Source organism: Nonomuraea insulae (assembly GCF_042656245.1).
Window position 1 is genome coordinate 98,299 of the sequence record NZ_JBHSPA010000097.1, and the last position, 20,998, is coordinate 119,296.

The following is a 20,998-nucleotide window of genomic DNA, read 5'->3' on the forward strand; positions in this document are numbered from 1 at the left end:
ATGTCGTGCGGCGCCACGCGGAAGATCGTCCTGGCCTCGGGGACGGGCAAGCGGATGGTGAACTTCTGGCACCGCGACGCCCGCGGCCCGAAGCATCCGGCCGGCTACCACATCAAGCAGCTCCTGCTCAACGGCAAGGTGGTCTGGGAGCGGGACGTCGCCGCCGACACGGCGGACACCTGGGTGAAGGCGACGGTCGAGAACGCCGCCGTCTGGACGCCCGTCCTGGCCCGCCAGGGTGGCGCGGTCTACTGCTCCGCCCAGGTCTACCACGAGAACTACGGCGCCGACCTCGGTGCGCGCATCGCCAAGCTGTACGCCGCAAAGTGAGCCCTGAGCTGGAGGACACGCCGCGGTGGAGCATGTCCGGCATGGTCACCCAGGTGCCCCCGCCACGGCGACATGAGATGAGCTGGACGCGTACAACCGAGCCTTGCCACACTGCGATCCGGGCAAACGGAGACCGAATGGCCACACGGGAGACGCCAGCGCATGAATACGCCACCATCGCCACCTGGAGCGGAGCGGACCGACGGATCATCCGTTCAGATCGGCGCCCTCGTTCCGCTGACTCGGCCCGGCTGGGTCGAGGCGGGCCGGCATCTGCTCGCCGGACTCGAGCTCGCCGTTCGCGAGGTCAATGACGCCGGCGGGATCGCCGGAAGACCACTCGAGCTGCTGGTCCGGGACACCGCGGCTGATCCGCAGAGGGCCGCGGCGGCCGTGGACGAATTGGCTCGCCTGGGCGTGGCCGCGGTGGCGGGGGAGTACCACAGCGTCGTGGCTCGCGCCGCTGCCGCCAGGGCCGACGCTCTCGGCCTGCCGTTCCTCTGCTCGTCAGCGGTTCTCGACGCGCTCACCGAACAGCCGACGGAATGGGTCGCGCGCCTCGCCCCGGCGCAGTCCCGCGGCTGGCGGATCTACGCGGACTTCCTCCTCAGCGTGGGGCACAGCCGAATCGCCGTAGCGGCCGAGCCGAGTGTCTACTGGGCGTCTGGGGCCCGCATTCTGCGGGACTACCTCGCTCCACGAGGCGGCACCGTCATCGAACTCGACGTGCGCGCGCTCGGCCCCACGGCCGTGTGCGACGAACTCGCCGGCAATCGCGCGACAGCGGTGCTGCTTCTGGTCGGCCACCCGGAGCCGGCAGTGTCGATCGTCACGTCTGTTCGCCGCGACCGGCGCCTCGCCGAGATCATGATCGGGGCTCCGGCCGGGCAGCCGGAGTTCGCCGAATGGGCGAGGTCGCTGGGCGACGACAGCGCCGCGATCCCGTTCTTGCGTTACCTGCCCGAGCGCCTCAGCCCACTCGGCGCGCGAGTCGAGACGGCCCTTCGTGAGCGGCTGGCCGAAGCGCCCTCCTTCGTCGCCTTCGAGGGCTACGACACGGTCACCGTCCTGGCCGATGTGCTGCGTTCTCACGGCGCGGGCCGGGCGCGCATCGCCGAATCCTGGTCGCGCGTCGCCGTCGAAGGCACCCGCGGGCAGATCCGGTTCTCCCGCACACCGGGCATCAGCGTTTGGCAATGGGCTTGGCCGCCGATCCAGGTCGTTGATCGAGATCCGGCGGCACCCGATCGCTTCCGGATCCTTCACACCGGCTGAGGCCGGCCCGCGACATACGCGAGACCTCACCAGTCCAGAAGGCGCATCAGCCGCCGCTGCCTGGGTAGTCCAGGACGAATGCGGATTCAGGACTGGTTTCTCACCGGAGAAGAGCGCGGCAATCGGGCGACCCGCCTCCCGGCCTGGTCGGAGGGCAACGACGTGCGGCCGCTGATCCACGGGGCGACCTATTTCGCCGAGCTGAAGACGCAACTGGAGCAGCTGGACAAGGACGATCTGCTGCTGTTCGCCGACTGGCGGGGCGACCCGGACGAGCGGCTGGCCCCCGACGGGCCGAGTGTGGGCACCGCGATGGCGCAGGCCGCCCGGCGCGGCGCCCTCGTACGCGGCCTCATCTGGCGCTCCCATCTCGACCTGCTGCGCTTCAGCTCCGCCGAGAACCGTCACCTCGGCCAGGACATCGAGGACACCGGCGGCCAGGCCCTGCTCGACACGCGCACGGCCGTGGGCGGCTCGCACCACCAGAAGTTCGTCGTCCTGCGCCACGACCGCGGCCCCGAGCGGGACGTGGCCTTCCTCGGCGGCATCGACCTGTGCCACAGCCGCCGCGACGACGCCGCCCACGACGGCGATCCCCAGCCGGCCCCGATGCCGGAGGTGTACGGCCCGCGCCCGCCCTGGCACGACGTCCAGGTCGCCATCCGCGGTCCGGCCGTGGCCGAGGTGGAGCAGGTGTTCTGCGAACGCTGGGAGGACCCCGCCCCCGAGACCCGCGACCCGCTGCGGCGCCTGCGCGACCACCTCGGCCGCCTCGACGACACCCCCGATCTTCCCCGGCCGGGGCCGCCCCCGCCGGCCGCCGGCCACCACTACGTGCAACTCCTGCGCACGTACCCGGCCCGCCGCCACGGTTACCCGTTCGCCCCTGACGGGGAGCGCAGCATCGCGCACGCCTACCACAAGGCGCTGGCCCGCGCGCGCTCGCTGATCTACCTGGAGGACCAGTACCTGTGGTCCACCGACGTGATCGAGCCGTTCGCCCGCGCGCTGGAACGCGAGCCGGAGCTGCGCATGATCGTCATCGTGCCGCGCCATCCCGACCAGGACGGCTGGCTGGCCGGTCCCGCCAGCCTGATCGGCCGCGCGGACGCCCTGCGCCGCCTGCGCGCGGCCGGAGGCGACCGGGTGGCCATCTACGACCTGGAGAACCATCGGGGCACGCCCGTGTACGTGCACGCGAAGGTCTGCGTCGTGGACGATGTCTGGGCGACGATCGGTTCGGACAATGTCAACCTGCGGTCGTGGACGTACGACTCGGAGCTGAGCTGCGCCGTCCTGGACGAGCGAGAGGATCCGCGCCCGCCCGCCGGGGCACTGCGCTTCGCCCGAGACCTGCGCCTGTCCCTCATGAGCGAGCACCTCGACCTGCCCCCCGAGGACCTGCCCGCCGAGCAGCAGGACGAGCTGTGCGACCCGGTGGCCGCCTTCGACGCGTTCGCCCGCTCGGCGGCGGCTCTGGAGGCCTGGCACGAGGGCGGCCGCGAAGGGCCGCGCCCGCCCGGCCGCCTGCGCCCCCATCCGGCGCCGCACCTGTCCCAGGCGCAGAAGCTGATGGCACTGCCCCTGTACCGGTTCGCGGTGGATCCGGACGGCCGCCCGCCGGCCCTGCGCCGCTCCCAGGACTTCTGAACCTCAGCCTGTTCTGCGATCAAGGATGCTGGAGCCGGTGGCCCGATCGTTCCTGCGCGCCTGCCAGCGCAACTCCCCGGTTTCGTCCTGGAAAGCCCCTGCCGGACCGTCCGCGTCGCACAGGTGGTTCCGCCACTCAGATCTGGTTCAGGCCGCCGTCGACGTACAGGCTCGAACCGGTGATGAAGCTGCTCTGTTCGGAGGCGAGGAAGGCTACGGCGGCGGCGACCTCCTCCGGGCGCCCGAGCCGGCCCAGCGGCACATGCGTGGCCAGTTGCTGTTTGAACTGCTCCGGGCTGGGAGCGAGCCCCGACAGACCAGGGGTGTCGGTCGGGCCGGGCGTGATGGTGTTGACCCGGATGCGGCGTCCCTTGAGTTCGTTGGCCCAGGTCCGGGAGAACGATCGGGTGGCGGCCTTGGTCGCCGCGTACACGCCGAGCGCCTCATCGCCGACGTCCACGTTGGTGGAGCCGTTCGAGATGACCGAGGCGCCGTCGTTGAGCAGTGGCAGCGCCTTCTGAACGGTGAACAGCGTGCCCCGGACGTTGATACCGAAACAGGGTGGCCCGATCGGCCGGCCGCGAGGATTCGACGCCGACGAAGCTCTCGAGCGCGCCATGCTGGTGTTCTGGGAGCACGGCTACGAGGGGGCCAGCACGGCTGGCCTCACCGAGGCGATGGGCATCTCCACCACCAGCATGTACGCGGCCTTCGGCAACAAGGAAGAGCTGTTCCGCAAGGCACTGGAGCGCTACACCGAAGGCCCGGGCGGATACCTGACCCGGGCCCTGGAGGAGCCGACCGCCCTCGGCGTCGCCACCGCGATCCTGGCCGGCACCGTTCGGACCACCACCCGCCCGGCCCATCCCCACGGGTGCATGGGCGTCCAGGGCGCCCTGGCCGCCGGCGACTCCGGGCGTGGAGTCCGCGACCTTCTCGTCGCCTGGCGTACGAACGGCTGCTCCTGCGTCCGAGAGCGGTTCCAGCGAGCCGTCGACGACGGCGACCTGCCGCCGGAGACCGACCCGGAGCTACTGGCCCGCTACGTCACCACCTTGGCATTCGGCATCGCCGTGCAAGCCGCGAGCGGTGTCGACCGCGATGGACTCCAGGCGATGGCCGCCGCCGCCCTGCGCAACTGGCCGCTCTCCTGAGAAACCGCCCGGGGTTCGCCTTCGCGAGCACCAAGACGCCGGCTGGATCCAAGGCAGAACACGGCACAGCCGTGTTCTGCCTTGGCGGAGAGGGTCCTACCGACGCCTGGACCTACTGAACCGACCACATCAGGACGAAGGAGAAATCCTGTTTCGTCCTGCGATTCAGCGGGATATCGATCTTCACTCGGCGAGCGACCTCATTACGGCTGATGCCTAGTGCATGAGCGATGAGCCGTTCGGGACGGACTGGTACGGGATCGTCGAAGGTGACCGTGATCTGAAGGGGCCACGGATCTTCGGGAACGGGAGGTGCGTGGAGTTCCCAGCGCCCGTCCCAGTCGAGCGCGAACCCGTTGCGCCGGGCGATCAACGGGTCGAGAAGGATATCCACGACGAGGGAAGGCGAGTTGGCCGAGTAACCGGCCAGAAGGCCGGCGGGCAGTGAGCGGACCGGGACACGATCGTGGACCGTGAGTTTGCTGGTCCGGCCACAGGAAACGCAGTCGACCAGAAGCCAGACGTCGAGAAGTTTGCCGTTGGCGTTGACGCGGAACCTGCCGGTGCCGACGGTGGCGCGGCCGGAAGGGCAGGCCACGCACTGGAGGGCGAGCAGGGGCAGGCGGGTGCGCCGCACCACCCAGGGCAGCACGATATGAGGATGTGAAGACATGATCTCTCTGAAGACCTGACGAAGAGCACGGAAAACAGAGCCGACGGCGTCGTCGGCGACCGATGCGCAGGGAAGGTGTCAGGTCTAAAGAGCAGGCGGCGTCATGCGCGCGAAGTCCTCACGTTGGGTGAGGGCCCAAGCTAACCGACCACCATCCACAAGATCCACCCGTTTTTCGCGACCGCCCAGGTGGGGGATCGGCCTTCGCCGGTCCGCGCAGGCGGGGCAGGCTCCGCGTCAGGCCCGGGCGAGGACTGTCGACCGGCCGTATACCCGTCCCCTCAGCGCTATGGCACGGTCGCGCCGGCGGTGGAATGCGGCGGACAACGCGCGCACATTCGCCGCTGATCGTCGGGAGGACGCGCAGCGGTTCCGTGAACATTTCAGGCCGTGGCTTGGACGGCGCCTGCGCAAAACCGCCTCCTGCGGCAACGTCACCGCGAAAGACCGGAGCTCATCCCGTTCGAGACGGGCGACATCTGGACGAGCGGCCTCTGGACGGTGAGCCGGGCAGATGCCAACCCACTCGTGAAGGCGTCTCCCGGACGTAAGGTGTCGGGGTGGAGCTAGCTGAGATCCGGAAATATCCGGTCAAGTCGGTTTCAGGGTGGGTGGTGGATTCGGCGGTCGTGGAGCCGTGGGGGCTGGCCGAAGACCGCCGCTGGGCCGTCGTGGACGAGCAGGGGAAAGATTACTGGCTCGGGGAGAATCCCCGGCTGCTGTCCGTCGTCGCCAGCGTCACGGACGAGGACGGGCTGCTGCTCGACGCGCCGGGACTGCCCCAGTTGAAGGTCCCCCCGGCCACCGGAGAAAACGTTCCCGTCGGTTTCCCCGGACTGGATTCCGCGATACTCGCGCACCCCGACTCCCACGCCTGGTTCACCCGCCTGCTCGGCAAACCCGCCCGCCTGGTCTGGCTCGACGACCCCAACCGCCGCGCCGTCCCGCCCTCCCACGGCGGCCTGCCCGGCGAGGTCGTCAGCCTTGCCGGGGACGCTCCCATCCTGCTCACCTCCCGCTCCTCACTGCGCCGCCTGGACGACTGGATCCTCGAAGGCGCCGTAGAACGCCTGGACGACCCGCCCGCCCCCCTGGACATGGCCAGATTCCGCCCCAACCTCGTGATCGACGGCGCGCCTCCGTACGCCGAGGACGACTGGCGCGAGATCCGCATCGGCCCGCTCGCCTTCCGCGTCTCGGAACGTTGCGACCGCTGCGCCGCCACCACCTACGACCCGGTCACCTTCCAGAAGGGCAAGGAACCCCTGCGCACCCTCGCCCGCCACCGCCGCTGGGACGGCAAGACCTGGTTCGGCATCCGCCTGGTCCCCCGAAGCCGAGGCGAACTACGACTCGGAGACCCGGTCACCGTCCTTGCCTCCGCGCCGCACTCGGCCGTCAGCGGGACCGGCCCGGAGTAAGCCGGAGACACACCGAGGGGCGCAGGCGTCCCGCCTGACATCAGTCCGGCCTCAGCCGATTGACGGATGGGACCTTCTACAGGAGTCCAGCTGGTTGAACATCGGAGTTGGCAGCGATCAATTGTTGATCGTGACTTCGCAACCTTTACCGGCGCTTCGTCGTCAGAGCAGACATGATGAAGACGATGATCGGGGCCTCGCTCCTCGCCGGCTCGCTGCTGGTCTCCGGCGCCACCATGGCGGTCGCCCAGACGAAGCCGACCCTGGGTTCCAACGGTTACGGTGCCGTCAAGCTCGGTATGACCCTCAAGCAGGCCAAGGCGACAGGGGCCGTGGTCAAGAAGATGCCGGGCGACGGCTGCTCCGGCTGGGACCTGAAGAAGTTCCCGACTCCGAAGGACTCGGTCGGGGTCTACATCTCGGCGCGCGTGGGGCTGGCCGCCATTTTCGCCGCGAAGGGAATGAAGACCCCGGAAGGCATCGGGATCGGCTCTACCGCCAAGCAGCTGAAGGCGGCTTACCCGCACATCAAGAAGGACTTCCACGGCTTCTACGTGATCACGGTTCCCGGCAACAAGAAGGCTTACTACAGCTTCGGCGTCACGCACGGCAAGGTCACCGAGTACGGCATCGCGCTCCACAAGCAAGACTGCTTCAACTAGTGATGGCCTGCTGAAGTCTCACAACAGCACAACGCGCTTGCCACGAGCCCGGTCGAGCGCCTCCGTCACACGTGGTGGGGCGGCGTCGCTCGTCGCACCGGCTCTCGACGAGCGATGCGGGCGTGGCCGGGCCGGCTGGTGAAGCGCCCTCTGAGATCCCCGGTCTCTGGAGCCGACCCAGGAAATTCGATCGACCGGCGATCATGCTCCTTGTCATCATGTTCGCCATGGCGATCGAGTCACGGCAACAGGTGCGCAGATACTTCGACGCGTTCGGAGACGCCGAGTGGCACCGCCTCACCGATGACGTCGCGGGCCGCGTCAGCCTTGAGGTGCACCGCCGCTTCCTCGCCCGATTCGTCCGGCCGGGCGATCGGGTCCTGGAGGTGGGCGCGGGCCCCGGGCGGTTCACGACCGAACTGGCCGCCTTGGGGGCGAGCATCGTGGTCACGGATCTTTCCCCCGTGCAGTTGGCGTTCAACGAGGAACGGCTGCGGGGCGGCGCGGCCGACGCGTCGGTGGAGCGCCGGGAGATCGTGGACGTCTGCGACACCAGCCGGTACGCCGACGGGGAGTTCGACCTGGTGCTCGCGTACGGCGGCCCGCTGTCGTACGCCTTCGAGCAGGCCGGGGACGCGCTGCGCGGCCTGCTGCGCATCACCCGGCCGGGTGGTCTGGTCGTCGGCTCGGTCATGTCCCTGCTGGGGGTGTGGCGGCACTTCCTGCCCGGCGTGGTCAAGGCGGCCGAGGCCATCGGAGAGGACGCCAACGACCTGATCCTGCGCACCGGGGACCTGCGCCGCAAGGGGGACCAGGACGGCCATGTCTGCCAGATGTTCCGCCACCGCGACCTGGCCGCCCTCATCCGGGCCGCCGGAGGGGAGATCGTGGCGGCCACCGCCAGCAACTGGGCCAGCCTGGGCGACCCGGACACGCTCACGGCGCTCGAATCCGATCCTGACCGGTGGGCGCGCTTCCTGGAGCACGAGATCGCCGCCTGCCAGGAGCCCGGCGCCGTGGACGGCGGCACCCACATCCTGTTCGCCTGCGTTGCGCTGAGGACTGAGTGACAACCACCACTGACGAGCGGACGGTGGTGAACTCTCTGAGCTGGTCACGGCCGTTGCAATGCTTTAGTTCGAGCTGCTCCGGACAGGAGTATGAAGAGTCTGGCCCCGAGATCGTCCAGTGGGTCCGACGTGATCCCTCATGATCGGCGCCTGGGACAGCCCGACCGGCCGCCGATCTCCGGCATGCCGGTATTTTGGCTCAAGTCGCCCGATGACAGGCGGCGAGGAGGATGGATGGTCAACGCGTTCGGCTCGCTCCTGCGGAGCTGGCGGCAGGCCGCGCGCTTGACGATCGAGGAGCTTTCCACGCTTCCGGCGTGAGTGTGCGAGCCATCGGGGACATGGAACGCGGCATCAGCCGCGGCCCGCAACGGCGCACGGTGCAGGCGCTGGCTGAAGCGTTGCGGCTCGATGACGAGCAGCGGGCGGAGCTGGCCGAGGCCGCCAAAGCCGGCCGGCCGCGGCCCAGTGGCCCGGGGGGCGGAGCGGTCGGAGAACCTGGTGGGGCGGTCGCGGCTGTATGACCTGCCGCGCGGGCCCGGCGACTTCGTCGGCCGGGTGGCGGAGCTAGAACTGCTGTGCGAGCAAGGGCGGGCGGCGTCCGAAGACGGCCTCACGCCGGTCGTGGTGGTGCACGGCCAGGCGGGATTGGGGAAGACGGCGTGCGTGGTGCGGGCCGCCGAACCGCTGCGGGAAACCTTCCCCGACGGGCAGTTCTACGCGGACTTGCGCGGCACCGACGCCGAGCCGATGCCGGCGGCCGAAGCGCTGCTCCGGCTGCTGCGGGCACTGGGCCTGGACCCGCGCGCGATCGCCGATGAGGAGCAGGAGCGGGCCAGCCAGCTGCGGGCCATCCTGGCGGAGCGGCGGTGCCTGCTGGTGCTGGACAACGCCGCCGACGAGGCCCAGGTACGGCCCCTGCTGCCGGGCCCTGGAGCGGGGATGGTGGTGGTGACCAGCCGCCGCACGCTGGGCGGGTTGGAGGGGGTGAGGCGGATCGCGCCGGTGCCGTTGTCGCAGGAGGAGTCGGCGGAGCTGTTGCGGGCCATCGTGCGGGCGGCCGCCGATCGCGCGGCGGCGGAGACGGCGCAGGTGGCGGGGTTGTGCGGATACCTGCCGCTGGCGTTGCGGATCGCGGGCACCCGGCTGGCGTCCCGGCCCGGATGGACGATGCGGCACCTGGCGGAGCGGCTGTCGGATGAGGATCGCCGGCTGGCGAACCTGGCGGTGGGCGATGTGGGGGTGGAGGCGGCGTTCGCGTTGTCGTACGCGGTGCTGTCGCCGCCGGCGAAGGCGACGTTCCGGCGGCTGGCGCTGGTGCCTGCGGTGGATGTCGCCGCGCCGATCGCCGCGGTGCTCACCCAGAGCGAGTTGTTCGCCACCGAGGATCAGCTCGATGACCTGGTCGAGCTGGGCCTGCTGCAGCACGAAGGCGCGCCGGCGTGCAGGCGCGCAGGAAGCGCACGCGTCCCCTGCCCCTGTCCCACACTCACCTGCCCGGCCGTTTCCGGCGGCCGAGCCTATGAACGGGACGGTATCGCGCCTCCGACATTTTCGAGGATGAGCACGATGAACTGCGGGCTCTCAAGGAGCGGGGCAGGGTCCACCTGCGCGAGGGCGGGCGGGGCGAGAGTGACGAGCGGCAATCCAACCGCAACCAGGAGCAGACTGAGACGCCGGAGCAGGCAGCGCATGGCAGACCTTTTCGTTGAAGTTGTTCCTCCTGGGTTGATCCCCGTTCACTCCATTGCCGCACGTTACATATGGCTACTTTGCGTTAACCGGATACCGCAGCCGAATCGGGGCGCGGCGGCTGCAGAACGCCATCGCGTGGGCCACCGCCCTGCCCATTTGCCTGGCCACGTCCCCAGCACGATCTTCAGTCTGCTTTGGAGGCGTTCACCTCGATTCGCCGCAGTGATGGCAGGAGCAGGGGTAGCAGCATGGCGGTCGCCAGCAGGGCGCCGCCGGTGATCGTCACCGCTGCGGTGCCGAACACCGCGGCGAGCACCGGGACGGACAGTTGGCCGAGGGGAATCGACACGAACGATCCGAACTCGTCGTAGGCGCCGACCCGGGAGCTCAGCCGTTCCGGGACGTGGATGTTCCAGACCGTCGACCACACGACGGTGAAGAACTCGGCGGACGCCCCTGCGGCGAATGCCGCCGCGGCCAGCCAGAAGGTGTTCGCGCCGGTGCCGAGGAGAATCAGCGGTACGGCGGCCAGGGTCATCGAGGACAGGGCCGGCACCATGGGCCGCCGTACCGTCAGCTTCACCATCACCACGGTGGCGAGCAGCGCTCCGACGCCGCGGGTGCTCAGCACCAGGCCCCAGCCCTCGGCGCCGATCGTGTCGCGGGCGATCACCGGGCCGAGGATCTGCCAGACACCCATGTAGACGGCGTTGAAGACGGCGAAGGCCAGGGTCACCGACCAGATCCATGGATGGGAGCTGAAGTAGCTCCAGCCCTGCCGTAGTTCGCCGAACATCGTCGGGCCACCCTCGGCGCGGGGCGGCAGATCGGGGAGCGAGATACGGGCGAAGCAGATGGCCGCCAGGAGGAAGGACACGGCGTCCGCGGCGATCGCCCAGCCGCCTCCGACGGAGACGGTCAGCAGGCCGGCGGCGGTCGGGCCGACCATCAGGGTGATGTTCCTGGCGGAGGCCAGCAGGGAGTTGGCCTGCTGGATGCCGCGTCCGCTCGCCAACTGCGGGACGATGCCGCGCATCGCCGGCTTGGTCAGTGCCTGGAAGATGCCGTTGAGGACGGCCGGCGGCAGCAGGAGCGCGGGGTGCTGGTGGGTGAGCAGGAGGATCGCCACGACGGCCTGGCTGACGCCGGCGCCCAGACCGGCCAGGCGCAGCACGGTGTCGCGGCGGTAGCGGTCGGCGATGCCCCCGCCGAGAATCATCGTCGCGACCATCGGGACCATGGAGGCGGTGATGACCGCGGACAGCCAGGCGGCGCTGTCGGTGACCTCAAGGACGCCGAAGGCCAGCGCGACGGGAGACATGGCGCTGCCGGCCATGGAGATCGACCAGCCGGCGAAGAACCACCGGAAGGCGGGGGAGCGGAGCGGCTGCCCGGACGCGCGGCTGGTGGTGGATGCCAGGTCAGTTGGTGATGGTTCCTGATCCCGGCTTTCGGGCGCATCTGTTTCCGGCACAAGGGGCGATGCTGCCAGCGTGTGCGGGGTTCATCAAACGATTTCCTGAGCCGGTGACCGCCGGCTCGCGAAGGAGGACATCGGTGGGCTGGATGAGCCAGGCGCTCGCCCTGTTCACCCTGAACGTGTACGGGATGACGACCGGCGACCGCGACGCGTACGTGATGGCTGAGCTGCTCGACGAGAACGTGCTGGTGCACCTGGCCAACGGGTCTCTCTTCACCGGCTTCATGCTCTCGGCGCTCACCCGGTGGGGCTACGTCCAGTACTGGTGGGTGCTGGTGAAGGCCGTCATCTCGCTGGTCCAGCTCAACGTCGCCATCTTCGTGCCCAGCCCCGCGCCGCCCGCCTGGTTCCCGTACTTCGTCCTCGCGGTGCCCGTGGCCGACTTCGCGCTCGCCTTCCTCGTCTTCGGCCATCCGGCCCCGCTCTTCTTCCTCCTCACGGCGGTCGGCTACCCCTTCTGGCGCTCCCGCCGCCTTGCCCTCGCACCGGCCAGAGCCTGAGGCCGGGCCGTCCTGAACGGCGCATTGAAGATCGTTAAGTCGCAGAAGGCGGGTAGGCTGATCGCGATCGCTCGCGACGGTGAAGGAGCCGCTCATGACCGCCGACCCCACGATGACCCGGATCGGCCAGGGGGTGGAGTTGCATCACCATCAGGGCCGGCGTGATGCGGCTCGCGAGTTGTTCGCGCAGATCTGGGACGACATCGGTGGCGAGCAGGGCGACCCGCTGCATGTTTGCGTCCTTGCCCACTCGATGGCCGATGTGCAGGACGTCGTGGAGCAGGAGCTGATGTGGGATCTGCGCGCGCTTGCCGCCGTCGGCCTGATCACCGATGAGCGGGTGGCCCAGGCCGGGGTGCCGCTTTCGGTGGCCGGCTTGTATCCGTCGTTGCATCTGAACCTGAGCGAGTGCTATCGCAAGCTGGGCGATCTCGACCGCGCCCGTGAGCACCTCCAGCAGGCGCGGGACGGGATCGGCGCGCTCGGCGACGACGAGTATGGGCGGCTCATCAAGGGTGGGCTGGAGCAGGTGGCCGAACAGTTGGGTGAGACCGTCTGACTGCGAGCCCAGGCAAGGGGGCTGCCCGCGACCGTCGCGTCAGTGGGGCCGTCGGGGAGGCTCTGCCGGAGGGCGACTCGATCGGGGCCTCGGCGCGAATTATGAATCTACAATGTAAAGGCGCTCGCTTTAGAAATTTCGCACTTAACACCTCATAACCAGAAGGAACGGGCTTCGCCCGTACATCTCCAAAACAAAGAGATGGAACTGATGCCCCATTCGCGGACGACACTGAGCTGTACTCGACCGCAGCCGGGGGTCCCACCGTCGGGCGGGTACCAAACGCCGATGCCTGGTCCGCGCGGAATGTCGAATCCGACGATCAACTGAGTTGAGCGATGATTTCGCCCTCTGATGGAAGTCTTCACCTTCGACCGTCGTCAACGATCGAACGCGAGGACTCCTGTGACCTTCGAGCAAGGCCCGTCCGACATCTTCGATCCGAAGCCGCAAGGAAGGGCCGGCCGCTGGTGGATGCTGAGGTAGCGATGAGTGAGATACAGGAACGGATTCAGCGTCATATCGACACGCTGGTCGGCGCCGGCGCGGAGACCGGTGTGCAGGTCGCTGTCTATCACGATGGCGCGCTGATCGTCGACGCGGTGGCCGGCACGGCCGACCCGGCCACCGGGCGACCGGTCACCTCCGGCACGCCGATCTTCAGTTTCTCCACCGGCAAGAACGTGGCGGCCACGCTCGCGCATCTGCTCGTCGCGCGTGGTTTTCTCGATTACGCCAGCCCGGTCACGGACCTCTGGCCCGAGTTCGGTGTGCATGGCAAGGCCACGGCCACGTTGCGGCACGTGCTGACCCACACGGTCGGTCTGCCGGCCATGCCGCGCGAGATCACCCCGGCGGAGCTTCCCGACTGGTCCAGGGTATGTGAGTCGCTGGCCGCCGCCCAGCCGAGATGGCGGCCGGGCGCTGCCATGGGCTACCACTCCTACACCTTTGGCTATCTCATCGGCGAGCTGGCCCGCCGCGCGACCGGGCGGCCCATGTGCGAGCTGCTGCGTGAGTGGATCACTGCGCCTCTCGGCATCGAGGGGCAGCTCTACTTCGCCGCTCCGAAGGAGTCACTGCCGGGGTTGGCACGCCTGGAGCAGGCGCCGCAATGGCCTGCCGCCTCGGACGACGATGATGCGATCCTCGCGCCGTGGGAAAACCAGCCGAGTGCCGATTTCGGCAACAACGGCGCGATCCTGCGCGCCGATATACCGTCGGTGGGCATCGCGAGCGCGCACGGACTGGCCGCGATGTACAACGCCGTGCTGCAGGGCAGGCTCGTGGACCCCGCGCGATTGGAGGAACTGTCCGCGCTCGCGTTCGAGGGCGTGGATCAGGTCTTCGGTAGTCCGGCGCGGATGGCGCTGGGCTTCCCGCTCGGCCGGATGGGCGCCCCTGCCGAGGAGAGCTCCGTGGCATTCGGATGGCCGGGCGGCGGCGGAAGCTACGCCTACGCCGACCCCGCGCGGGGTGTCGCCTTCGCGTTGACGAAGAACCGGCTCGTCCCGAACTTCGACACCGCGCTGTCGGTCACCACGATCCTGGCCGACTATCTCGCCGGGACGCGCTGAGCTTTCCCGCGGCTGCGCCGGGCCGGTCAGCGTCCGGTAGGCGGGACTGTCGGTGTCCACGGCCGCCGGGTCGAGTGCCGGCGGAGGTGCGCGGCAGCGGGCCGAACTCCAGCAGCGAAATCCTGCGGCAATTCTGCGGTACTGCGCGTGTCCTGGCGGTCCATACGGCGCACCTGGAGCTGCCCGAACCGAACGTCACCCCGCTCCACCGTCCCTCGCCACGCTGAGGACAGCATGCGGCCAGACTTCGGAGGGCTGTTGCGGACGGTGACTGTGTTGTCACTGTGAGGCTAGGGGCTGTTCTCATCTTCACGTGATTACTTAGCGCTTGCATTAGTAACTCAAAGTAGTAACGCGCAGTTGGAAGGGGTCTCCATGCACAGCAGCCTGACCAGGATCCTCGCGGTTCTCGCCGCCATCGCGACGTTCAGCGTCGCCACCCCGCCCGCCCAAGCAGCGTCCCCAGCCTACTTCGTGATGACCGACATCACTCGCGAGGAGTTCGTCATCCAGCTCACCGACCCCGGCAAGATCCAGCACGCTCGCGACCTGCTCAGCGGCAGCACCACGGACGAACCACACGTAATCGGACGCATCTCCAAGCGCTCCGCCCCCTACAACCCACGCTGGAGCTACCACCTGCAATCCGACACGATCGGCTTCTTCGAGGTCGCGATCGAGGTCTGTGACGCGACCATCCCCTACGTCGAGGACTACCTGGACGAGGCCGGCGGGCCGTTCCTGCCTGGCCTTGTCTGGTGCGACTGGTCTTCCAGGCTCGTACGCGAAGTTCACTGACGTCGCTTGCCATCGCGGCCCCTGGAGAACCGCTCCGGGGGCCGCCCGCATGCCCGAGCATGAGGTGATCACGACCATCGGGCAAGGGGTTGTATGGACGACAGCTGTCGTGATCACCGGCGTGGTGGCGATTCGCTTCCTCGGCGTGCAGCGGCAACGAAACTCCTCCAGGAGATAAGTCTCGGCCGGCAGATGGTGACTTACCCGGTGAGGTCGCTCTTGTAGAAGACGGTCGCCCGGAACTGGTCAGGACTGCCACTGATCTTGCTGGAGAAGCCGAACGCGAGGCGCGGGCCGCCCGATGATCGCCAGATCGCCATTCCCTGAGGCTCGCGACCGGACAGCGACTCGCCCGCTCTCGTCCGGTACACCTCCTCGACCGAACCCCCGGCCTTGTTCATGTCGAGACGGACCAGGTAGGACGGCTTGGCCGGGTCCGAGGGCTGCGCGGGCGGACCGCCGTAGGAGAGGTACGCGTACTGGCCGTAGGAGGTCACGCCCTGGAAGGCGTCGGAGTCTGAGAGGCCGAGTTGGGCGTTGGTCGGGAGGGCGCGCTTGGCAAGGATGGGAGTGGTGTCGCTGATGCCCTTGCTGAGGACGGCGGGGAGGTCGAACAGCGCGAGGCGCCACGGGCTCGTCGTCCCCATGTACCGGACGAGCAGCCGGTTGGTGTAGGGATCGATCGACGGTCTCGGACAGTCCCGGAAGTCGGAGAGGCCGATCGGGAATTTCCAGATCCCCGCGTCGTCGGCGTAGTCGAGCAGGCCCCCGTCGCTGTACTTGATACGGCAGATCGTGTGGCTGTTCGGGGCCGTACCGGGGGATAAACTCCTCCAGTCGCCCGCGAGCCACACATACGGAGAGCCGGACGTGTCCGGCTGGATCGCCATCGACGAACCGTGGTCGAACCCGTGGAGCGTCATGGCGCCCAGCACCTTGCCGCTCAGGTCGGTCCTGGTCATCCAGAGGTCGCCGTTCGTGCTCCCGACCTTGGTCTGCGCGAAGTAGATGTGCCCGTGGACGTGGTCGAAGGCGAAGGACTGCATCGCCCAGTAAGGCTGGTGAAGTGTGGCTCGCACCACGGGATTGCCGCCGGCCCCCTCGAAGACGAAACGCTGCGAGGCCGGGACGGCCGCGGACGCCGATTCAGCCGTGAACAACGAAAGGCCGCCGCTGGCGGCGGCGACGGCTATCCCTGTACCCGTTCGGAGGAGCGTGCGACGACTTACGGCAGATGCTCCGCCGATGTGGGTATTTTCGCGCAAGTGCATCACCCTGCCGGTCGTTCGGCTGATTTGGTTGATCACGATCAACCTAGCAATCGGACCGATGAGTGTCGATAAAACGAACCACGGGCGAAATGTGGCACGTCACGCGCCAGAAGCCATATGTCCCGCGACACAGGGGGCGTTGTCGGTTGTGCGGCTGGGCCGGGACCTCATCCCGGCCGGCAGCGCATCAGCCATCCGTCGGCGTCAAGGTTCGCTGGCTCGCCGCTCACGGCTGCTGTTCCGCGATCGCGACTACACCGGCTGGTGGATCGGTGGCACGGCCTCGGAATTCGGCATCGCGTTATCGCCATCGCGGTGGGTACGCAGGTCGCCGCCGGCGTGCGCGCCCTCGACCGGCCCCTCGACCGGCCCGCCGGCGAGGTCACGGCGGGTTAGCGGTCACGGCGAAGGTGCGGGCCTGGGCGCCGCCCTCCACCGCCTCGGCGTGGACGCGGGCGGCCTCCGCCGTGAGACCGATTCTCACTGGTAGGCCTCCAAGTCGGCGAAGAGCGTGCAGTCAGGGTGGGTACGCAGGACGGAGGCGGGGCAGCTCTCGTCGATCGGCCCGTCGAGGGCGGCGGAGAGCGCGGCCTTCTTGTTGACACCGGGCACGGTCGCGACCAGCGTGCGCGCGGCCATCAGCGTGGGGATGGTCAGCGTGACCGCCCGCTCGGGCACGTCCGCGAGCGTGGCGAAGCATCCGTCGCTGACCTGCTGCCGCCGGCAGGCGTCGTCGAGCTCGACGACCTTGACCGCGAGGGGGTCGGCGAAGTCGGCCACCGGAGGGTCGTTGAACGCCAGGTGGCCGTTGTCGCCGATGCCCAGGCAGACCAGGTCGATCGGGCCGCGGGCGAGTAGTTCCGCATAGCGCGCGCTCCCGGCCGCCGGGTCGATCACGTGGACCGTGCCGGGGCGTACCGCGTCCCAGAGCTCGTCGTGGAGGAAGCGGCCGAAGCGCTGGGGCGCGTCCGCGGGCAGGCCGAGGTATTCGTCCATGTGGAAGGCGACGACCCTGTCCCAGTCGATCCCCTCGGCGGCGCGCAGTCCGGCCAGCGTCTCGCGCTGTGAGGGCGCGGCCGCGAAGATCACTCTGGCCTCGTCGCGGGTGGCCAGGGCCGTGCGCAGGGCCGCCGCAGCAGCTCGCGCCGCTGCGGCGCCCGACTCCGCCCTATCCTGAAATATCCGGACATCGAGTGATCCGACGGTCCGAGTGATCGTGGGGTTGGTCACGGGCGGCCCTCCTGAGCACCGAGCTCGACGATCTGCATGAGGTTCCTGGAGATGTGGTACGGGTCCTTGACCGGCAGGGCGACGACCTCGTCGAGGGGAGCCCCGGCCCGGTCCCTGATCTGGATCCACTCCTCGCCGTCCGCTCCGCCGGGGAACGTGCCGAGCGTGTAGTCCCAGATCCGGTCGAACCAGCCGGCCGCCCTCCGGTCGCCGTAGCGCTGGGCCGCCAGCCGGGTGGCGTAGGCGGCCTCCGTGTGGACCCACCACAACTTGGTCGTCCAGGTCCGCCTGACCAGGTCTTCGTACGGCCCGCCGTACGGCCGGCCGGAGACGCCGACGTAGCGGAACAACCCGCCGTGCTCGTCGTCCCATCCGGCCTCGCACAGGGCGGAGACGCTGGCGACCAGGTCACCGTGATCGCCGGTCTCGCCCAGCAGGTCGCCCGCCTCCATCGCCATCCAGATCCCCTCCAGCGCGTGGCCGGGGGTGCGGTGGCGGGCCAGGATCGTGTCACGCATGCCGGGGTCGGCCACGAACGTCTCGGTGAACAGGCCGCCGTCCTCCCGGTGCGCGAGCATGGCCCGGCGCGCGGCGCGCAGTTCCGCTCCGGCCGGTCGTCCGGAGGCCGCCTGGTGCGCGCGTGCCTGGTCGAGCCGGGCGTTCAGGACGATCATGCGGGCGCCGAAGCCCGAGCAGCCGGGCGGCAGCGGGTACGGCGGGGTCGGCGGATCGCCCGCCTCCACGTCGTCCGCGATCCGCTGGACGATCGCGTCGATCACCGCGAGGTGTTCGGCTGAGCCGGTGTACGTGGCGAGCTCGGCGAGCCCCATGGCGACGAAGGCGTCGGCGAAGACGCTGCGCTCCGCGGGCAGCGGCCCGCCCCGCTCGTCCAGGATGTAGGCGCACTCTCCGCCGGGCCGGACCGCGTGGTCGAGGAGGAAGGACGCGCCGCGTTCCGCGTACCGGATGAGCAGGGCGGGGTCCAGCGAGAGCAGGCCGCGGTCGGCGAGCCGGGCGGCGCGGGCCAGCAGCCAGACGAAACGGCCCTGCGACCAGGTGAACTTGTCCGTGGACAGCCTGCGCCGGCCGCGATTGTCGAAGCAGGTGAAGAACCCGCCGTGCTCGGTGTCGATGCCGTTCTCGAGCCAGAACGGGAAGATGACGTCTTCGAGTTGCCTGCGCGCGATCTGCTCGGGCCCCATGCCGTCCTTTCCCTCGGGTCCCTCAAGGACAATGAAAGCGATTGCATGGATTCTGGCTTCGCTAGAGTACTCCGGTCAAGCCAATGCGAAGGAGCGCGGCGTGAGCAAGCCGACGATCTACTCGATCGCCCAGCGGTGCGGCGTCTCCGCCGCGACCGTGTCACGGGCCTTCAACCGCCCGGAGCTGGTCAGCGAGGCGGTCAGGGAACAGATCGTGGCCGCCGCCCGCGAGCTCGGCTACCAGCCGAGTTCGGCCGCGCGCGGCCTGGTCACGGGCCGGGCCGAGATGATCGGGCTGATCGTCTCCGACATCACCAACCCGTTCTTCCCCTTGCTCGTGCGGTCGATCCAGCACACGGCGGAGCGGATGGGAAGCTCGCTCATGCTGGTCGACGCGGAGGAGAGCGCGGCGGCCGAAGTGCGACATGTCGCCCAGCTCCGCAGCAGGGTGGACGGGGTGATCGTGGCCTCGCCGCGCTCGTCGTCGGCGGCGCTGCGCGAGGCCGCGCGAGGGCTTCCCTGCGTGCTGCTCAACCGCCCGCTGCGCGAGCTGTCCTCCGTGGTCTGCGACAACACCAGCGCGCTGTTCGACGTCGGCGAGCACCTGTACAAGCACGGCCACCGCTCCTACGCGCTGCTCGCCGGGCCGAGCGCGTCGTGGGCCGCGGCCCGGCGCTCCCAGGCGATCCGCAGGTGGGCGCGGGGCCGGGAGGTGGAGCTCGCCGAGCTCGGCCCGTTCCGGGCGACGTTCAAGGGCGGCAGGCAGGCCGGCGCCGCACTGCTCGGGACCGAGGCCACCGCCGCCTTCGCCTTCGACGACCTCACCGCGTGCGGCGTGCTCGCCGAGCTGGCCGGGCGCGGCGTCTCCGTGCCGGGGGAGCGCAGCGTCGTGGGCTGTGACGACGTGCTGCTCGCCAGGACCGTGACGCCCTCGCTGACCACGGTGACCGCGCCGATGGACGATCTCGGCGCCACCGCGGTCCAGGTCCTGACCAGGCGGATCGAGGCGCCGGGCGGCCCGCCCGAGCACGTCACGCTGCCCGGCGTCTTCGTCGCCCGCGACTCCACGGGGCCGCGGTCCACCTCTTGACCCAGGTTCGGCCATGGTCTTAAATGCCTGCAATCGCTTTCATCGGTCACGAGGAGCCTGCAGGTGCAAAACGGACGGCACACGTCGCTCATGCGGACGTACGCCGAGCAGGTCGCCGGCCTGATCGGCAGGATCGAAACCGAGGAGGCCGACGCCATCGGGTCGGCCGCCCGGCTCATCGCCGACCACATCACCCGGCACGGAGCCGATCGGCTCATCTATGTCTACGGTCCCGGAGGGCACTCGAACCTCGCCGCGCAGGAGGTGTTCTTCCGTGCCGGTGGCCTGGTCAACGTCAGTGCGATCCTGGACGAGGGGACGCTGCTGTCCGGCGGTGCGCTGCGGTCCATGGCCATCGAGCGCACCCCCGGTTACGGCCGGATCGTCATCGAGGACAACCGGATCGGGGCGGGCGATCTGCTCATCCTGGTCAACGCCTACGGCATCAACGCCGCGCTCATCGACGCCGCGCTGACCGCCAGGGAGCGCGGCGCCACCGTCATCGGGGTTTCCTCCAGGGAGCACGCCGACCGGACCGCGCCCGGCCATCCGGCCCGGCATCCCACCAAGCAGAACCTGCACGACCTCGTCGACCTGCACATCGACACGAAGGTGCCGGTCGGCGACGCCGTACTCGAGGTTGAGGGGGTGCCGGAGCGAATCGGCGCGATCTCGACGTTCGCCAACGCCTTCACGCTCAACTGCGTCGTGGCGTCGGCGATCGCCGAGCTGGCCGAGCGGGGGACGGTTCCGGAGATCTGGCGCAGCGGGAACGCGCCGGGCGGCGACGAGCGCAACGGGCTCTTCCTCGATCGTTTCCGCGGGCGGGTGCGATGGTTGTGACGCCTTGGACAACACGTCGATGGTCGCCGGCCGCTTCCCACCTGCTCGCCGGGGCCGCGGTCGCCGACATCACGCCACCGCCCGGCGGTTCCCTCGCCGGTTACGCCGCCCGCGTCTCCGCCTCCATCGCGGTGCACGACCCGCTGCTCGCCACCGCCGTGGCGGTCTCCGACGGCGCGGCCACGTCCCTCGTCATCTCCGCCGACCTCATCGCCCTCGACCCGGACACCACCCGGCGGATCGCCCGCGACCTGCGCGAACGTACCGGGATCCCGGAGGACGCGGTGGCCGTGGCGGTGACGCACACGCACGCGGGACCCGCGGTGACCAGGGGCGGTATCGGCGGCGTCGCCGACCCGCGCTACGTCGAGCACGCCTGCGCGCAGATCGTCGCCGCCGGCGCCGCCGCGCTGGACGCGCTCGCGCCCGCCGTGCTCCGCCGTGGTCACGGCACCCTCCACGGCGTCGCGACCAACCGGCGTGGCGGCACCCTCACCCACCCCGCGGTCCCCGTCGTA

The 20,998-nt window shown here is 69.5% G+C and carries 22 protein-coding genes; 16 read left to right on the forward strand and 6 right to left on the reverse strand.

Features of this window, described 5'->3' with window-relative positions; translation table 11 throughout:
- From ACFPZ3_RS59115 to ACFPZ3_RS59125, 3 genes are all read left to right on the forward strand, one after another.
- Complete coding sequence (locus ACFPZ3_RS59115; protein WP_379523234.1) at window positions 1-330, forward strand: hypothetical protein; 330 nt, start codon at window positions 1-3, stop codon at window positions 328-330.
- Window positions 331-492: 162 nt separating this feature from the next.
- Complete coding sequence (locus ACFPZ3_RS59120) at window positions 493-1,605, forward strand: ABC transporter substrate-binding protein (protein WP_379523235.1); 1,113 nt, start codon at window positions 493-495, stop codon at window positions 1,603-1,605.
- 78 nt (window positions 1,606-1,683) lie between these two features.
- Window positions 1,684-3,255 carry a phospholipase D family protein gene (locus ACFPZ3_RS59125; protein ID WP_379523236.1) on the forward strand — a complete coding sequence of 524 codons (1,572 nt, stop codon included), beginning with the start codon at window positions 1,684-1,686 and terminating at the stop codon, window positions 3,253-3,255.
- 136 nt (window positions 3,256-3,391) lie between these two features.
- On the opposite strand, the gene ACFPZ3_RS59130 is transcribed toward ACFPZ3_RS59125, so the two are convergent.
- Window positions 3,392-3,874 carry an SDR family NAD(P)-dependent oxidoreductase gene (locus ACFPZ3_RS59130; protein ID WP_379523237.1) on the reverse strand — a complete coding sequence of 161 codons (483 nt, stop codon included), beginning with the start codon at window positions 3,872-3,874 and terminating at the stop codon, window positions 3,392-3,394.
- Here ACFPZ3_RS59130 and ACFPZ3_RS59135 point away from each other — a divergent pair.
- Window positions 3,873-4,409 carry a TetR/AcrR family transcriptional regulator gene (locus tag ACFPZ3_RS59135; RefSeq protein WP_379523238.1) on the forward strand — a complete coding sequence of 179 codons (537 nt, stop codon included), beginning with the start codon at window positions 3,873-3,875 and terminating at the stop codon, window positions 4,407-4,409. The genes ACFPZ3_RS59130 and ACFPZ3_RS59135 overlap by 2 nt on opposite strands.
- A 112-nt stretch (window positions 4,410-4,521) precedes the next feature.
- On the opposite strand, the gene ACFPZ3_RS59140 is transcribed toward ACFPZ3_RS59135, so the two are convergent.
- The gene (locus ACFPZ3_RS59140) at window positions 4,522-5,061 is read right to left on the reverse strand and encodes a DUF1062 domain-containing protein (RefSeq protein WP_379523239.1); all 540 of its coding nucleotides are present in this window, start codon (window positions 5,059-5,061) and stop codon (window positions 4,522-4,524) included.
- A 581-nt stretch (window positions 5,062-5,642) separates the two neighbouring features.
- Between ACFPZ3_RS59140 and ACFPZ3_RS59145 the strand changes: the two genes are divergently transcribed.
- The 5 genes from ACFPZ3_RS59145 (at window position 5,643) to ACFPZ3_RS59165 (ending at window position 10,209) form a co-directional block, all read left to right on the forward strand.
- The gene (locus ACFPZ3_RS59145) at window positions 5,643-6,503 is read left to right on the forward strand and encodes an MOSC domain-containing protein (RefSeq protein ID WP_379523240.1); all 861 of its coding nucleotides are present in this window, start codon (window positions 5,643-5,645) and stop codon (window positions 6,501-6,503) included.
- Window positions 6,504-6,688: 185 nt separating this feature from the next.
- Window positions 6,689-7,165 (forward strand): hypothetical protein, encoded by a 477-nt coding sequence (locus ACFPZ3_RS59150; RefSeq protein WP_379523241.1) that lies wholly within the window; start codon window positions 6,689-6,691, stop codon window positions 7,163-7,165.
- Window positions 7,166-7,392: 227 nt separating this feature from the next.
- Window positions 7,393-8,235, forward strand: a complete 843-nt coding sequence (locus tag ACFPZ3_RS59155; protein WP_379523242.1) for a class I SAM-dependent methyltransferase — start codon at window positions 7,393-7,395, stop codon at window positions 8,233-8,235.
- 317 nt (window positions 8,236-8,552) lie between these two features.
- Window positions 8,553-8,759, forward strand: coding sequence for a hypothetical protein (locus ACFPZ3_RS59160; RefSeq protein ID WP_379523243.1), 207 nt, complete (start codon window positions 8,553-8,555; stop codon window positions 8,757-8,759).
- A gap of 34 nt (window positions 8,760-8,793) precedes the next feature.
- Window positions 8,794-10,209 carry an AAA family ATPase gene (locus ACFPZ3_RS59165; protein ID WP_379523262.1) on the forward strand — a complete coding sequence of 472 codons (1,416 nt, stop codon included), beginning with the start codon at window positions 8,794-8,796 and terminating at the stop codon, window positions 10,207-10,209.
- Here ACFPZ3_RS59165 and ACFPZ3_RS59170 read toward each other — a convergent pair.
- A complete protein-coding gene (locus tag ACFPZ3_RS59170; protein WP_379523244.1) occupies window positions 10,115-11,404 on the reverse strand; it encodes an MFS transporter in 1,290 nt (429 codons plus the stop codon). The genes ACFPZ3_RS59165 and ACFPZ3_RS59170 overlap by 95 nt on opposite strands.
- Before the next feature lie 83 nt (window positions 11,405-11,487).
- On the opposite strand from ACFPZ3_RS59170, the gene ACFPZ3_RS59175 reads away from it, so the two are divergent.
- The 4 genes from ACFPZ3_RS59175 to ACFPZ3_RS59190 all read left to right on the forward strand — a co-directional run bounded on the left by ACFPZ3_RS59175 (window position 11,488) and on the right by ACFPZ3_RS59190 (window position 14,844).
- Window positions 11,488-11,910 (forward strand): hypothetical protein, encoded by a 423-nt coding sequence (locus ACFPZ3_RS59175; RefSeq protein ID WP_379523245.1) that lies wholly within the window; start codon window positions 11,488-11,490, stop codon window positions 11,908-11,910.
- A gap of 94 nt (window positions 11,911-12,004) precedes the next feature.
- The gene (locus ACFPZ3_RS59180) at window positions 12,005-12,469 is read left to right on the forward strand and encodes a tetratricopeptide repeat protein (protein ID WP_379523246.1); all 465 of its coding nucleotides are present in this window, start codon (window positions 12,005-12,007) and stop codon (window positions 12,467-12,469) included.
- 470 nt (window positions 12,470-12,939) lie between these two features.
- A complete protein-coding gene (locus ACFPZ3_RS59185) occupies window positions 12,940-14,046 on the forward strand; it encodes a serine hydrolase domain-containing protein (protein ID WP_379523247.1) in 1,107 nt (368 codons plus the stop codon).
- A 375-nt stretch (window positions 14,047-14,421) separates the two neighbouring features.
- Window positions 14,422-14,844, forward strand: coding sequence for a BP74-related protein (locus ACFPZ3_RS59190; protein WP_379523248.1), 423 nt, complete (start codon window positions 14,422-14,424; stop codon window positions 14,842-14,844).
- Window positions 14,845-15,044: 200 nt separating this feature from the next.
- On the opposite strand, the gene ACFPZ3_RS59195 is transcribed toward ACFPZ3_RS59190, so the two are convergent.
- From ACFPZ3_RS59195 to ACFPZ3_RS59205, 3 genes are all read right to left on the reverse strand, one after another.
- Window positions 15,045-15,923: a phage baseplate protein gene (locus ACFPZ3_RS59195; protein ID WP_379523249.1), complete on the reverse strand. Its 879-nt coding sequence runs from the start codon at window positions 15,921-15,923 to the stop codon at window positions 15,045-15,047.
- Window positions 15,924-16,595: 672 nt separating this feature from the next.
- Entirely contained in the window at window positions 16,596-17,345 is a 750-nt protein-coding gene (locus tag ACFPZ3_RS59200) for a 6-phosphogluconolactonase (protein ID WP_379523250.1), read from the reverse strand.
- Window positions 17,342-18,547: an AGE family epimerase/isomerase gene (locus tag ACFPZ3_RS59205; protein ID WP_379523251.1), complete on the reverse strand. Its 1,206-nt coding sequence runs from the start codon at window positions 18,545-18,547 to the stop codon at window positions 17,342-17,344. The genes ACFPZ3_RS59200 and ACFPZ3_RS59205 overlap by 4 nt, the downstream gene beginning before the upstream one ends.
- Window positions 18,548-18,647: 100 nt before the next feature.
- Here ACFPZ3_RS59205 and ACFPZ3_RS59210 point away from each other — a divergent pair, with 100 nt between their 5' ends.
- The 3 genes from ACFPZ3_RS59210 to ACFPZ3_RS59220 form a co-directional block, all read left to right on the forward strand.
- Complete coding sequence (locus ACFPZ3_RS59210; RefSeq protein WP_379523252.1) at window positions 18,648-19,637, forward strand: LacI family DNA-binding transcriptional regulator; 990 nt, start codon at window positions 18,648-18,650, stop codon at window positions 19,635-19,637.
- Window positions 19,638-19,700: 63 nt separating this feature from the next.
- The gene (locus ACFPZ3_RS59215; protein ID WP_379523253.1) at window positions 19,701-20,480 is read left to right on the forward strand and encodes a sugar isomerase domain-containing protein; all 780 of its coding nucleotides are present in this window, start codon (window positions 19,701-19,703) and stop codon (window positions 20,478-20,480) included.
- A partial coding sequence (locus tag ACFPZ3_RS59220; RefSeq protein WP_379523254.1) for a neutral/alkaline non-lysosomal ceramidase N-terminal domain-containing protein occupies window positions 20,471-20,998 on the forward strand: 528 nt, incomplete at its 3' end. The genes ACFPZ3_RS59215 and ACFPZ3_RS59220, both read left to right, overlap by 10 nt.

Excerpts from the sequence above, each read along its gene's own strand:
- ACFPZ3_RS59115 (WP_379523234.1), top strand. The coding sequence starts at position 1 with ATGTCGTGCGGCGCCACGCGGAAGATCGTCCTGGCCTCGGGGACGGGC.
- ACFPZ3_RS59120 (WP_379523235.1), top strand. The coding sequence starts at position 493 with ATGAATACGCCACCATCGCCACCTGGAGCGGAGCGGACCGACGGATCA.
- ACFPZ3_RS59125 (WP_379523236.1), top strand. The coding sequence starts at position 1,684 with ATGCGGATTCAGGACTGGTTTCTCACCGGAGAAGAGCGCGGCAATCGG.
- ACFPZ3_RS59135 (WP_379523238.1), top strand. The coding sequence starts at position 3,873 with ATGCTGGTGTTCTGGGAGCACGGCTACGAGGGGGCCAGCACGGCTGGC.
- ACFPZ3_RS59130 (WP_379523237.1), bottom strand. The coding sequence starts at position 3,874 with ATGGCGCGCTCGAGAGCTTCGTCGGCGTCGAATCCTCGCGGCCGGCCG.
- ACFPZ3_RS59150 (WP_379523241.1), top strand. The coding sequence starts at position 6,689 with ATGATCGGGGCCTCGCTCCTCGCCGGCTCGCTGCTGGTCTCCGGCGCC.
- ACFPZ3_RS59155 (WP_379523242.1), top strand. The coding sequence starts at position 7,393 with ATGGCGATCGAGTCACGGCAACAGGTGCGCAGATACTTCGACGCGTTC.
- ACFPZ3_RS59180 (WP_379523246.1), top strand. The coding sequence starts at position 12,005 with ATGACCGCCGACCCCACGATGACCCGGATCGGCCAGGGGGTGGAGTTG.
- ACFPZ3_RS59190 (WP_379523248.1), top strand. The coding sequence starts at position 14,422 with ATGCACAGCAGCCTGACCAGGATCCTCGCGGTTCTCGCCGCCATCGCG.
- ACFPZ3_RS59205 (WP_379523251.1), bottom strand. The coding sequence starts at position 18,547 with ATGGGGCCCGAGCAGATCGCGCGCAGGCAACTCGAAGACGTCATCTTC.